Here is a 12,474-nt window from a genome sequence, read left to right on the forward strand (position 1 = left end):
GCCGATTGGGATGCGTTTTGCCAATGTAACGAATAGGGCTGAATCGAACCTGAAAAGACCGGTGGATAAAACTCAACGGCTAGCGGCGTAGCGGCAAACTGACGGTTGCCAGGAATCCGCCTAATGTCTTACTGCGCCCGAACGCCAACTGACCATGATAGCCTTCGACGATGTCCGCCACGATGCCCAAGCCGAGTCCGTGTCCCTGCATGGCCTCGTCCAAGCGTTGGCCGCGCTGAGTCAGATGGCTCAAGTCTTCGCGCTCGCAACCGGGGCCGTCGTCGGCGACTCGAATCACCAGCCCGTCCTGTAGGCTGAGCTCGACGTCGACCTGTTTGCTCGCCCATTTGCAGGCGTTGTCCAGCAGATTGCCCAGAATTTCCATCATGTCTTCCCGGTCGAAATGTACCTGGTGATTCGGCGCGGTCACTTGAATATCCAGCGGTTTGCCGGCGTAAATGGCGCGCAAGGTCTTTTTTAGCGCAATCATTTCCCGGCGAGGATTGAACGCAGTTGCGGCTGGTTGATCGCCGGCGATGCGGGCGCGTTTCAGTTCGCGTTCGATATAACGATGGATAATTTCGGTTTGGGTGTTGAGCTGCAGGCGCAGTTCGGGATGGGCATCCAACAAGGAGGCTTCGCTGGCTCTGAGTAACAGGGTGATGGGCGATTTCAGCGCGTGTGCCAGATTGCCTAGCGCTGTGCGGGATTGTTGCAGGCGCCGAACGATGAGTTCCAGCAAGTGGTTGATCTCTGCGACCAGCGGCACGATTTCCTCCGGCACGTCCGAATCGATTTTTTGCCGGGTACCGCCGGCGACCTGTTCCAGTTCGCGGCCCACCGCGAGCAAAGGTTGTAACGAGCGGCGGATGTCCCGGCGCAATAAGCCGATCGCACTGAATAGAATCAGCATGGTAAGACCGAAATAGGCCAGCCGAATCGAGGTAATGTCATGGTCTACTGCCGACAAATCTTCGGCGACGCTGATGTTGATTCTGTGGCCGAACCTGACGGCCCCTAGAGTCAATACCAGCAGGGGGTTGCCGCGCGGACCGGTCAGATGATAGCGCTTGGATTGATCCGGTCCGACCGGTTCGACCGCCAGTGGGAAATCCAGCAAGGAAGGGGACGGATAGGCGTGAGCATCCACTTTCACCAGGTAGTAGTGGCCGGACAAGCGCCGGTTATACACCGAACTGATATGGAAGCTGTTGAAGCTTACCCGGTCGTCGTCGCTATAGGTCAACGTTTCCAACAAGGAATAGCCGTCGTCGGCCAGGCGATTGGCCATTTGTTTCTCGGCGGCGCTGCGTATGACCCAGTCGGCGGCAAACCAATGCAGCACGAAGATCGCGCACAGTACCGCCATTAGGCCGCGGCCCAGGCGTTTTTGTAACGACATCATGCTTTGAATCCGAACAAATAACCTTGACCGCGGCGGGTTTGGATCAATTCGCTGCCGACAATCTTGCGTAAACGTTTGACGTACACTTCCAGAACGTTGCTGTCAGGTTCGGCCGATTCGCTGTAGATATGCTCGCTCAACTGAGCTTTGCTCAATACCTTGCCGGCGTTCAACATGAAATAGCGCAACAGGCGAAATTCGATTGCGGTCAAGGCGTGGGCGGTATTGCCCGCTACTACGGCGGTTTGTTCGTCTTCGTCCAGCTCCACGCCCAGGACTTTCAGCTTGGCTTGGTTCAGATTGTTGACCCGTTTCAAAATCGCCTGTAACCGGGCCAGCAATTCTTGCGGGTGAAACGGCTTGCAAACATAGTCGTCGGCACCGGCTTTAAACCCGTCCACTTTCTCGAACCAGGCGTCGCGCGCGGTTATTACGATCACCGGAACGCGGTTGTCGGTCTGACGCCATTGTCTTAACACCTCGAGTCCGCTCAGCTTCGGCAGACCCACATCCAAGATCACCGCGTCGTAGGGTTCTGTGGCGCCCAAAAACTCGCCTAACTCGCCGTCGGTAGCGGTTTCCACCACATAGCCGGCATTGGCTAAGTCCGCTTGCAGCGAACGGGACAACTCGGCATCGTCTTCTATCAGTAATAAACGCATTGAGATTTGAGTTGAAGCTGCGCAATAGCAAGCCTGAGTGAGGGGAGGTATGAAACAATTCGGTAGTGACAGGCCCAAAACTAGCGAATTATCTGCAAATGCAATGGGCAGTCGGACAAAAGTACAGCCTTAGCGAAAACGCTGCAGCTGTACGGTTTGAAGCTTACATAAATTTTTTCAGGTTTTGAAAGCCTTCTTTAGCGGCTTTCAATTCTTGTTCGGCCGTGGAAAAGTCCGATTTTTTGGCGGCGTTTCGCGCGTTTTTCAATTTGGCCATAACCTTATCGCGTTCGAATTCAAATTTATAATTGGCATTCAAATCCCCGGCGTTTTCGTTGGCGGCTTTGATGAGTTCCGCTAACTCTTGCGCATTCGCGGCCGGAATTGCGTTCAAAGCGGCTTGTATCTTAGCGTCCACCTCCTGAAGTACTTGGGGAACCGGTTTTTTGATTTCTTTAGCGAAGGTAGGCGTAGATAAGCTCAGCAACGCGAATAACAGGCCAAGTAAAATATAAAAATTTTTTAATTTCATAAAACGTGTTTGTTAATTTGTAATTTATATGTTTATGTTGGATTGTTTAATTTAAAAAAATAAAAATTATTAAAATACCCCCGGGCTATTGAATTAATTGAAGTTGGTGTTTGCTGATAGCTAATTATGTTTTAGCGCCAATTTCAGTTGGTGCATTGATATTGGTAAATAAAATGTTTGACAAGTGCGGCACCGGCAATGCCCAGCGCTAGTAACGCTAAGGTCGTCGAGGCAAAGCCTGCGGTAAACGAGATACTGTCTTCATCCAGCCAAATATCGTAAGCATGGGTGTAACCGTGCAATACGGCAAAAACTACGATTACCAGGCCGGACAGCAAACGTGGTATATAGGACGCGAAAATTAAGCCGGCCGCAATCGTAATGGCAAGGAAAACCATGAGATGCTCGGCATGCGGAATTTCTATGGCGGCTAAAGTTAAGCCGGTACCGGCTAACATCGACAATATAAACGCCGAACAGGCTATTTTAATTTTCCCGGTATGTTGCGAAATTAAAAAACCGACCGCCAACATGGCAATAACATGGTCCAAGCTGGTTAACGGATGAATCAAACCGTTTATGATGCCGAAAGAATCGCTAAACCCATGCCCCGGATGGGCGACTGCGGAATAAGACTGAAATATTAAGGTCAGGGCGAATATCAACAATGTTTTTATGTTGTTTACCATGGTTTTCTCCTACTAATGCAATTGATTGGAAAGGTGTTTGATCACATCGAATGCAATTTGTAATCGACGCGAGGGTAGCCCTTTTTGTCTTTGGGGTCCAAGGCGTCGGACGCTTGCTCGCCGCGCTGCGCAAGCTGGTTTGAAAGCATTTGTTCCCAATTGTCGAAGTTGGCCAGCTCTGTCATGCCGGCCGCCTTGTTTTTCGCGAAAATCGCTTTTCCCAGTTCTATAATGCCGGCGGCATTCTGTTGATCGATCGATTTTAAAAATTCGACGTCGTCCTTGATATGATTGCGAATTGTCCAATAGGCAATTTCAAATTCGACGCGTTGATTTTCGGGTAAACGTTCTTTAATGAAGGCTACCGATTTAATCGCCGTTTTCAGACTGTGCGCATTGACTTGGCTGGCGTTTGTGCAAGCGTTGGCAAACAGGCAGGTTGATAAAATGAATATACTCAAGCGTTTCATAATTATTTTAGTTAACCATTGCAATACAATCTTTAAAATTGCTGATTGGAAAATGGATTGAAATTAGGCCGGATAACCCTATTGAATCCGAAATCGGTGGCTTGGTGGCAAGCGTTGCAAGCCGCGGTTAAATTGTCGTAACCGGCGGAGAAGGCCTGCGAGTTTTTATTTTTGACGGCTTGCTCCAACTCTTTGAGCGGTTGGTCCATATACTCCGGGATTAACTCGGTCAAGGGACGCTTAATTTCCTTGTGCGTGGGGTGATATTTGACCGCATCTTCAAAACCTTCGAGTAACTCGTCTACTTCATAAGCCGCCAGTTCCCAATTTTGCGCTTGCCCGGCCAACCCAAGCTTGGCGTGGCGGGTGGCACTCATGGCCATAATTTCGCCCAATCCCGGAGTAAAGTTGTCCGTAACACCGGCTTGATGAGTATTGGCGGTACAGGCGGGTAATAAAATCAATACTAGTGACCAACGAAGGACTTTAATCGAGTGTTGCTGCATAAATGCTCCTTTATTAATAAGGCTAATTCAATGTTGGCCGTTGTCGGATGCCGGTTTTAATAAACGCGGTAACCCATAAGCCAATACGGCAATCAAAATGCCTAAACTGACAAAGATAATCGTCAAACCTTTTTCGCCGCCGGATTGTTCGGTTACTAAGGCCACCGTCAACGGAATATGTAAAGCAGTGGATTGCAAAGGCAGACGCAAATCGGTGTCGTCCACGCTCAGCACCGCTTGATAGTTGCCGGCGGTTTTCAGATTGGCGGTTACCGACAACACGCCTTGTTTAAATACCGCCATGGGGACATTGGCGATAGTGGTGCCGTCTTCGCCGAGGATTTTTAACCCCACCGGTTTTTTGCGCACGTCCAAGTCCAACAAATCGATAGAGATTTGGGTATTGCCGGTCGTCGGTATATCGGTGCATTCGGCTTCAGGTAGGGATTTGCCATCTTGAGCTTGATCGGGGGCGAGCTGATAAGCGGCAAAATTGACCACGTAGTAGTCGTTGCTGTACATGCAGCCGTACAAATCGTAACTACCGCCGACGCCTTTGCGGTTGCCGCCCAAAGGTACGGAGGCCTGCGACTGTGCGATTATCAGCAGGGTCAAACAAGCGGCTGACAGGGTGCGTAACGACATCATGGTTTTACCTCGGCTAATGCGGCTTTATCGACGACGGAAAATTTGGTTATGCCGCTAACGACCAGGCCATCTTCGGTAATGACCCGATAACGGACGGCGTACCCGCCCGGTGCCAGTGGCGTTGTGGTCGCCGTCAGGCGGTGTCGTTCGCCCAGGACCAAGCGGCTATCGCGCTTATCCACCCGGTTGCCTTGGCTATCGACCACCACCACGGAGGGGGAGCGTTCGCCGACGTTACCGCTAAACCACAATTTGACGGTGCCGTCGAAATCGGCGATTTCGCTGTTATGCTTGGGGTAGGATTTAATCAGTACGCCTTCCGCGTGGCTGGATAATCCGGTTAATGACAGAAATAGCCCTGCAAAGCAGGTAGTAACGGTTTTTTTCATGGTTCCACTTAATAAATGCCGAGTAAATCGGCGATAAAGAGGACGATGGGATCGGAAATTGGGTGAAAGAATCCCAGCGTTATCGCGAGCAAACCGACGACGAATAGTCGCGTCCAAACTTTTAGCGATAGATCTTGCCGGCGCCACAAGCAATGGAAAATCAACCAGCTGACCAGCCATACGGCTATAGCCAAGGTTTCCTTGCCGGTATAAGAGCCTATGCTGCCGTCGGGGCCGCTGCCGGTGGAGCCCGGTATCCAGTGACCGTAAGAGTGAATGATTTTGTCCAGTTCCTTGGTCAGCCTGGAAATATGGTGGCTGACCATCAGCGTGAAAAAGGCTAATAGCAGCGCCAAAGTGGCGGCGACCAGCGGACCGGAATAGATTTTCGGATTTTCGGTGTCGTGTTGCATGTCGATTGTGGTTTCAAACAAAACGTAATTTGGCCAAAACTAGGCCCGCTACAAAACCCAGCATTAAAAAACTCCAGGAAATGAGCAGGGTAATGCCGAGAAAGCGGGCGATGTCTCGGCGGTATTGCATGGATTTTCCGTAATAGAACAATGCAAAGCAGGCGGCCACCATCAGGGGAAACGGAAACAAGGAGGCAAATTCCTTGAACTCCATCAATACGTTGTGAAAGGAGGGCACGTGAGCGAGTATCCAGTCGCGTGGCCCTTCCTGGCCGCGATAACGCATATAAATCCAGTTGCCGCTGACGGCCCCGGCTAGATTTAAAACGGTGGCCGTCATGACCCACAAACGCAACGATTCGAAACGGACCTGCATGCCTTTTATCAGCGGAATCGCCCGATGCGTCAGATAAGTGCCGACGATGACCGCGAGTATCGCGCTAACGCCGTGGATGCCGGCTTTGAGGTTATAAGCGGTCGGATAGAAAAAATTCGCTGCCGGCAATAACAGCAATAAACTCAGCGCAATCGCTATTTGAGTGCGAATGACCGCTTTGCCGAAGTGATCGTGTCGGTATTCTCCGGTAGGCATAAAACTCTCCTGCTTAGTCGATTTTAAAAATTGCGAGTGATCGAGTTCCTTGACGCCGGCGGCTTATATCGGTGCTTGCAACCGAATCGCTGGGTCTGGACGGATGGATGGCCGGTAGGCGGAACTCGCCACCGGCAAAATTTAAAGAGTTTCGAGCCGGAAAGTCCGCAGGCGCAATCAACCGGTGGCGAGAAAAAGCGCGATGTGCGGCAAGAGAGTTGAAACCAGGCTTATGAAAACCGCCGATACCGTAAAAGTATGGGGCGGGATAAGGCGAATCGGGGTGGGATAAGGCGGCGATAGCAAAAAGCGCTATGACTTTTTCGGCTTGGCCGGCGACAATCGGGGAGGTACAAACAACGGGCTGAAGCGGTACGGCAGTGTCGGCAATGGGCGGCGAGGTGAGGCCGACTCCACTACTCGATAAGCCGATGCCCGGCGTGAAATTAATCTCCGGAAAGTAATACTTGAAGCGATAAGCCTGCAGTTCGCATGCGTGCTCGGATTGCCTGCCCGCTTCCTTCCGGATTGCGGCCGCGGCTGGTTGGCTGCCCAGGCTGCGGTAAAAGCCGGCCCGGGAGCGTTCCGGCACACCTTGCGTCTTGCTAACGGCGTCCGGCGCCCCGCTCGACGCAAGACCGTCGTCAAGCGCTTGAGGCGTTAACGCGAGATTTTCCGCGTTCGGAGCGATGGCTTTAAGCCGCTGCGATGCGCCGTGGTCATCCGTGCGAGCGCTCAAGTCGTTGAGATAATGCGGAACAGGGCCGCTAATGCCGAAAGAATAGGCAAGCGCTTGGTCGCCGCTATCGGCTGGCAGGTGTTTAGCCAGGACCGGATTCGAAAATAATGCGGTCATCAACAAGGTGACCGAGAACACTACCAGCTTTGCTACCAATATGCCGGTGCCGTGCAACAACAAGGTGGCGAGCATGAAACCCAGCGTGTAGGAAATCAGACTGGCGGATGCGGAAATTTCCTGGCCGTGGGCGAAACCGTGAAAAAAAGCGAAAAACGCCACAATCGCCAGGTTGACGTGGGTGCTGAAGCGGACCCGCCGGCAAATCAGCAGGCCGAACACGGCGCAGGACAGCAAAATGATGCCTTCCGCACTCGGCAAAGAGAGGCCGGCAGCCCCGGCTAAGCCGCCCAAACTCATCACGCCGACAAAAGCGGCGGGTAACATCCAGATAGCCCGGCCGCGTAACTGCGCGGCCCACACGCCGACCGCCAACATCGTCACCAAGTGGTCCCAGCCGGTTAAAGGGTGTTCGAAGCCATGGTGCCAGCCCAGCGCGTCGAACCCCACGCTATGCAAAAACACAAAGCCGGCCGCGCAGAGAGCGGGCAAGCCGATAGACAGGACTAGCCAAACTATTCTTAATGTTGAAGCGCCCAAGGGTTGCGCGGCTTTGGCTTGCATTTGGCTTAGATGTGAATCGAGTAAAAATCGCGGCAAATCATACTGTAAAAATTCCGGGTACGGGAAGCGGTTTTATTAACCGTCGTTTGCCATGGCCGCGGTGCTCATGCCGCCGGCTTTCTATATACCCGTGCGGACTCGGCTATAGTGGGCACAATGGCGTGGGGCTTCACCTGCGAATCGCAGCGGCGCGGCTACCCCCTGCATGTATGCCGGGTTTTGCCAAGCCCTGCCGAATCGGTTAAGTGACTATCGACATCGGCGGGTTGCCTCTTTCAATTTGACGAAAAAATGATGAATACAGCGTCTTCCTCAAACCTTCCCGACAAATTAGTTGCGCCGGCGGTCAAGCGTGCGATAGCCAGACATCGCTTATATGGCTTATTGAATTCGGCGAGGCAAAGCTATCGCTTGATATGGCTGCCGGCCCCCGCCGGGTCCGGGAAAACCACTCTGGCGGCGACGTATGCCGAACACGCCGAATGTCCGGTGCTTTGGTATCGGTTGGATGCCGACGACAGCGATCCGGCCGCATTTTTTCAGCATTTTCTGATGGCAGCCGAGGCCCGTTTCGGTTTGGCGGCGACGCCGGCAACCTTCAATCCGGGATTCTTGAATAACCTGAGCGCCTATTCCAGGCAGTTTTTCGGTTCGATATTGCACAACGACACCCGCCAGCGCCTGATCGTTTTCGACGATTATCATGCGGTGCAGGATTTCGCCTTGCTGCAACAGGTGTTGGAGGCCCTGTTCCGGACGGCCGCGGACAACTACCGGATTCTGGTGTTTAGTCGCAACCATCCGCCGGCCTATTGTTTGAATTTGCTTTACAACCAGCTGACGGTCGTACCGGCCGGGGTGTTGAGCTTCAGCGCGCAGGAAGCGGCGCAGTTGTTGGCGGCGAAAGACGTTAGGTTGGAAAGTGCCCGCTTCGCGCAGTTGCTTGCGCAGACCGGCGGTTGGGCCGCCGCTCTGGCCGTGATTTCCAAGCAAGCCCAAGCGGACTGTGAACCGGGGGCGCCGTTGCCGGAAGATCCGGCGCAACAAGCCTGGCTGGGGTTGCCGGCCCAAACCCGACGGCGTTTGTTGGGTATCGCGCTGCCGCAAACCGTCAGCGAAAGCGTGGCGATCGAACTCACCGGCGAAGCCGAGACAGGCATCACCTTGTTCAATTTGGCGGAAGATCAATACTTGTTGAGCCGAATCGAGTCTGACCCGCCCATCTACAAATTGCATCCCTTATTGCGCCAATTTCTGTTGGAGCAGTTGCGCGGCCTAACCGACACGACAAGGTATGCGGACCGCATCAGCGAGGTTGCAGGGATTTTGCAGCGCAACCATCAGTTGGGTGAAGCGGCCGAGCTCTATGCGCAAGCGGAAAACTGGGCTTGCTTGAGCGGCATGATTCTGACCCACGCGCCGGCCGAGTTGGCGGCCGGACGTGCGGTCAGGTTGTTGAGCTGGCTGGAAAGCCTGCCGGAAACGGAACGTCAAGATCCTTGGTTAGCTTACTGGTATGCTGCGGCCAGCCTGCCTTTCAATCCTAAGCGGGCCCAAGCGTTTTTTGAACGGGCACATGCCGGGTTCGGCTCCGACCCGCTTGGCCGTTTGCTCAGTGCGGCCGGCGTGGTGACCGCCATGTATCTGGCTTGGGATGATTTTATCGAGGCACCGGGCTGGTTGCGGGAATTGGCCGAACTGGATGCGTTTCGCGCCGGTCTGAACGACCCGGAAGTGGATACCTGGGTGTTGGGCTGCGGCAATATGCTGGTCAATCTGGATTCGGACCACGGCTTGCTGCAAAACTGGATTACCCGCGCGGAAACCTTGATTCAGGTTCATGCCAAATCCGATCAGTTGTTCCTGGTGAATTTTTTATTGCAAACCCGTATTTGGCAAGGCGATTTTTCCGGTTGCCGCGCCTTGTTGATGCAAATTCAGACCGAACAATCGGCCGACATGCCGTTGATGAAAATCACGCTGCTGATTTGGAGTGCGGTCAACGCCTTTTTGGAAGCCGACCATGCCAAGGCGTATCAAACCGTGGAGCAGGCGCGCATTCTGGCGGAAAATTTCGACCTGCGGTTTTTGCTGCCGCAAATCTACGGCCAGGAAATCTACACGGCCTTGTCCTGTCACGATGTCGACCGGGCCGGTCAGGCGCTGCAAAACATGTATGCCAGTCTGTTGCCAGACCGGTGCCAGGATCGCGGTTTTTATTTGCATGTAAAATCCTGCTGGCTGTTGTTACGGGACGAACTGGCTCAAGCCCGCAAGGAAGCCGAAGCTACCTTGCAAATCAGTCTGGATACCGGCGTTGCCTCCAGTGCCAGTCTGGTAGAGCACGTGCTGGCGCAAATCCTGATTGCCGAATGCGATTGGGCATGCGCCAAGCCGCGTCTGGACAGGATAGAAGCTTATTGCCGTCAAAGCGGCTTTCACTACATTCTGTTCATGCTGCAATTGACCCGAGCCGGCGGGTTGTTGTCGGCGGGTGACGAAGCGGCGGCAATAGAAGTATTGCAAACCGCATTGCCGCTGGGCCGCAGCCGGCGCTACCTGAACGCGCATCCGCAATGGCAGATCCACAGCATTAGCCGCTTATGTGCCTTGGCGCTGGAGCGGCAAATCGAACCCGATTACGTCCGTTTGTTGATCAGGGAACGAAAGCTGCCGCCCGGCAACGACGCCCGCGAAAGCTGGCCGTGGCCGGTTAAAATCCGAACGTTGGGCGGTTTTCGGGTCGATGCGGCCGGACAGGCCGTGCAAGCGGGTAAAAAAGACAACAAGCCGTTGCTGCTGTTGCAGCTACTGATCACCATCAACCCGGACGGCGTTCCCCGTCAGGTATTGGCCGATCAGATATGGCCGGACGCCGATGCCGATACCGCCCTGCATGCCTTTGAAGTCAACCTGCAACGTTTGCGTAAATTGCTGGGCAGACAGGATGCGCTCATCCTGTCCGGCGGCAACTTGTATTTGAACCGAAATCTGTGCTGGCTGGATATCTGGACCCTGGACGAACTGAGCCGCCGGCTTGATCAACAACTGATCGCGGCGGAAACCGTCGTGCGCCGTTTATTGGCTATTTGGCGAGGTCCGTTCCTGCCGGGTCAAACCGGCCCCGGCAGCGAAGCCAAGCGTCTGTTGCTGGCCGCGAAATTCGTCCGGGTGATGACGCAAATCGGGCTAACCCTGGTCGACCAAAACAAGCCGGAGTGCGCCATCGAGGCTTTTCGCAAGGCCGTCGAAGTCGAGCCGTTGGCCGAACAACTGCATTATCGGCTGATAAAAATCCTGCTCGATCAAGGCCGGCCATTGGACGCGTTGGCCGCTTATCGCTTGTACGCATCCATCCATAGCAGTCATTGGGGGCACCAAGCCTCGGATACCTTGAAGCTCTGCCGGGATTTGTTGAGCCAAACCTGAAGGCTGCAGCAGGTTGCGGTTTAAAACGCAGTTGTGAGTTTTTTGTGAGTATCGCCGCTTTAGTATGTTGATCGTTCTTACTCCACAGATCAATCAGAGCAGGGGGATACCACGATGCACAATCTCGCACAGCCGCGCATTATGCGCGGCGTTTGGCTTTTCGGATCGGCTTTTTTGCTGATGTCTGTATTGACAGCTCAGCAGGCCTTGGCTTCGACGCGTTACGAAACCTACGCCAGAGTCTACGACAGCTCCGGACCGCGCACGGTCTGCAACGATTTTTTTTGCAGTTCCACCACAGTGATACCGCCGGTTGATATTGTCGACCGGCACAGCGGTGCCGAACCTAACCCGTCCTCCCCGGCTGGTGTATCCATACATTCGAATGCAAACGCGGTGGTCGGTTTAGCAGGGGCAACTGCCACTTCCGTCATTTATGACACCGGTTTAATCCGCGACGCGATCAAAATCGGCGTATCCGCATCCAGCCAGCGCTCGGGTTACCTTTTAGGCGAAGCACATGCCAGAGCCGAGATTACTTTTGGAATCACCGTCGAATTCAATTTCCCGGACGATCCTTTCCTCGCGGCCCATGCCATTTCGCATTGTGGCGGAGGTTGCCCGCTGGCCATGGACTTTCAGCATCAAACCACCGGTCGGTTCAGCTTTTCAGGCGTTCCCGGTCAAGGCGCAGAAGCGTATTTTTCCGAAACCTTGAGCATGGACAGCGGGGCCAACCTTTCGGGTGAAGCCAGCATCGCCGCCGATCCGCTGAACGGTAACAGCCTGACGCCGGGAGTCAACGGCCTGTGGAGTGCTAGCGACTTTTACCCGCCTCAAACCGGCACGGGCGGAACCGAGCTGGCATTTAATCATTTCGAGTCCATTACCAATCAATTTTCGATTTTCAGCGTCAACTTTTGTACCGAATTGAACACCGGGCTTTGTTTGCTGGGCAATTACACGGTCAGCATCGAACAAGCTGCCGCAGCCGGATTTAGCGGTAATTCCGAGTACACCACCGGCGGCGGGGTGACTAGCGATTTCGCCCATACCTCTGAATTCAGCCCCGTCCGACATTACGATCCATCCGGTCTTTTGGATCTGAGCGATGCGCAAGTCAACATCCGTTTCTTCGATCCGGCTCCGGTGCCCCTGCCGGGCGCATTCTGGCTGTTTGCCTCGGCATTGGGGGCTTTCAGTCTAAAGCGCGTGCGCGATTCGGACAGAAAGCGCGCTCAATAGCGCAGCTGAGAGATTGAGCGACAATCTAACGCTGCCGCTGAGGTAGGCGGTGGCATCGCCCATCTAAACCGGGC

At 53.9% G+C, this 12,474-nt stretch carries 13 protein-coding genes; 2 read left to right on the forward strand and 11 right to left on the reverse strand.

Annotated features, from left to right (window positions below; genetic code table 11):
- Positions 1-79 precede the first annotated feature (79 nt).
- The 11 genes from AB0A83_RS08765 to AB0A83_RS08815 all read right to left on the reverse strand — a co-directional run bounded on the left by AB0A83_RS08765 (position 80) and on the right by AB0A83_RS08815 (position 7,726).
- Positions 80-1,405 carry an ATP-binding protein gene (locus tag AB0A83_RS08765; protein ID WP_367156018.1) on the reverse strand — a complete coding sequence of 442 codons (1,326 nt, stop codon included), beginning with the start codon at positions 1,403-1,405 and terminating at the stop codon, positions 80-82.
- The gene (locus tag AB0A83_RS08770) at positions 1,402-2,067 is read right to left on the reverse strand and encodes a response regulator transcription factor (RefSeq protein ID WP_150047906.1); all 666 of its coding nucleotides are present in this window, start codon (positions 2,065-2,067) and stop codon (positions 1,402-1,404) included. The genes AB0A83_RS08765 and AB0A83_RS08770 overlap by 4 nt, the downstream gene beginning before the upstream one ends.
- A gap of 163 nt (positions 2,068-2,230) precedes the next feature.
- Positions 2,231-2,599, reverse strand: a complete 369-nt coding sequence (locus AB0A83_RS08775) for a hypothetical protein (protein ID WP_150047907.1) — start codon at positions 2,597-2,599, stop codon at positions 2,231-2,233.
- 143 nt (positions 2,600-2,742) lie between these two features.
- On the reverse strand, positions 2,743-3,288 hold the full coding sequence (locus tag AB0A83_RS08780) for a HupE/UreJ family protein (protein ID WP_367156019.1): 546 nt from the start codon (positions 3,286-3,288) through the stop codon (positions 2,743-2,745).
- A 41-nt stretch (positions 3,289-3,329) separates the two neighbouring features.
- Positions 3,330-3,758, reverse strand: a complete 429-nt coding sequence (locus AB0A83_RS08785) for a hypothetical protein (RefSeq protein WP_367156020.1) — start codon at positions 3,756-3,758, stop codon at positions 3,330-3,332.
- 32 nt (positions 3,759-3,790) lie between these two features.
- On the reverse strand, positions 3,791-4,264 hold the full coding sequence (locus AB0A83_RS08790) for a hypothetical protein (protein ID WP_367156021.1): 474 nt from the start codon (positions 4,262-4,264) through the stop codon (positions 3,791-3,793).
- 27 nt (positions 4,265-4,291) lie between these two features.
- Complete coding sequence (locus tag AB0A83_RS08795) at positions 4,292-4,912, reverse strand: hypothetical protein (protein ID WP_150047910.1); 621 nt, start codon at positions 4,910-4,912, stop codon at positions 4,292-4,294.
- Positions 4,909-5,301: a copper resistance protein CopC gene (locus tag AB0A83_RS08800; RefSeq protein WP_150047911.1), complete on the reverse strand. Its 393-nt coding sequence runs from the start codon at positions 5,299-5,301 to the stop codon at positions 4,909-4,911. Before AB0A83_RS08800 ends, AB0A83_RS08795 begins: the two co-directional genes overlap by 4 nt.
- Positions 5,302-5,309: 8 nt before the next feature.
- Complete coding sequence (locus AB0A83_RS08805) at positions 5,310-5,714, reverse strand: hypothetical protein (protein ID WP_150047912.1); 405 nt, start codon at positions 5,712-5,714, stop codon at positions 5,310-5,312.
- Positions 5,715-5,727: 13 nt separating this feature from the next.
- Complete coding sequence (locus AB0A83_RS08810) at positions 5,728-6,306, reverse strand: hypothetical protein (protein WP_150047913.1); 579 nt, start codon at positions 6,304-6,306, stop codon at positions 5,728-5,730.
- Positions 6,307-6,319: 13 nt separating this feature from the next.
- The gene (locus AB0A83_RS08815; protein ID WP_367156022.1) at positions 6,320-7,726 is read right to left on the reverse strand and encodes a HupE/UreJ family protein; all 1,407 of its coding nucleotides are present in this window, start codon (positions 7,724-7,726) and stop codon (positions 6,320-6,322) included.
- 294 nt (positions 7,727-8,020) lie between these two features.
- Between AB0A83_RS08815 and AB0A83_RS08820 the strand changes: the two genes are divergently transcribed.
- Positions 8,021-11,155: a BTAD domain-containing putative transcriptional regulator gene (locus AB0A83_RS08820; protein ID WP_367156023.1), complete on the forward strand. Its 3,135-nt coding sequence runs from the start codon at positions 8,021-8,023 to the stop codon at positions 11,153-11,155.
- A gap of 114 nt (positions 11,156-11,269) precedes the next feature.
- Positions 11,270-12,400 carry a hypothetical protein gene (locus tag AB0A83_RS08825; protein ID WP_367156024.1) on the forward strand — a complete coding sequence of 377 codons (1,131 nt, stop codon included), beginning with the start codon at positions 11,270-11,272 and terminating at the stop codon, positions 12,398-12,400.
- The last annotated feature ends 74 nt before the right edge of the window (positions 12,401-12,474 follow it).

This window comes from Methylomonas sp. HYX-M1 (assembly GCF_040741385.1).
Classification (GTDB): Bacteria; Pseudomonadota; Gammaproteobacteria; order Methylococcales; family Methylomonadaceae; genus Methylomonas; species Methylomonas rhizoryzae.

What these genes read in the sequence shown, in the direction of transcription:
- AB0A83_RS08770 (WP_150047906.1), bottom strand. Translation starts at nt 2,067, where the DNA reads ATGCGTTTATTACTGATAGAAGACGATGCCGAGTTGTCCCGTTCGCTG.
- AB0A83_RS08790 (WP_367156021.1), bottom strand. Translation starts at nt 4,264, where the DNA reads ATGCAGCAACACTCGATTAAAGTCCTTCGTTGGTCACTAGTATTGATT.
- AB0A83_RS08765 (WP_367156018.1), bottom strand. Translation starts at nt 1,405, where the DNA reads ATGATGTCGTTACAAAAACGCCTGGGCCGCGGCCTAATGGCGGTACTG.
- AB0A83_RS08805 (WP_150047912.1), bottom strand. Translation starts at nt 5,714, where the DNA reads ATGCAACACGACACCGAAAATCCGAAAATCTATTCCGGTCCGCTGGTC.
- AB0A83_RS08825 (WP_367156024.1), top strand. Translation starts at nt 11,270, where the DNA reads ATGCACAATCTCGCACAGCCGCGCATTATGCGCGGCGTTTGGCTTTTC.
- AB0A83_RS08800 (WP_150047911.1), bottom strand. Translation starts at nt 5,301, where the DNA reads ATGAAAAAAACCGTTACTACCTGCTTTGCAGGGCTATTTCTGTCATTA.
- AB0A83_RS08820 (WP_367156023.1), top strand. Translation starts at nt 8,021, where the DNA reads ATGAATACAGCGTCTTCCTCAAACCTTCCCGACAAATTAGTTGCGCCG.
- AB0A83_RS08780 (WP_367156019.1), bottom strand. Translation starts at nt 3,288, where the DNA reads ATGGTAAACAACATAAAAACATTGTTGATATTCGCCCTGACCTTAATA.
- AB0A83_RS08785 (WP_367156020.1), bottom strand. Translation starts at nt 3,758, where the DNA reads ATGAAACGCTTGAGTATATTCATTTTATCAACCTGCCTGTTTGCCAAC.
- AB0A83_RS08795 (WP_150047910.1), bottom strand. Translation starts at nt 4,912, where the DNA reads ATGATGTCGTTACGCACCCTGTCAGCCGCTTGTTTGACCCTGCTGATA.
- AB0A83_RS08815 (WP_367156022.1), bottom strand. Translation starts at nt 7,726, where the DNA reads ATGCAAGCCAAAGCCGCGCAACCCTTGGGCGCTTCAACATTAAGAATA.
- AB0A83_RS08810 (WP_150047913.1), bottom strand. Translation starts at nt 6,306, where the DNA reads ATGCCTACCGGAGAATACCGACACGATCACTTCGGCAAAGCGGTCATT.
- AB0A83_RS08775 (WP_150047907.1), bottom strand. Translation starts at nt 2,599, where the DNA reads ATGAAATTAAAAAATTTTTATATTTTACTTGGCCTGTTATTCGCGTTG.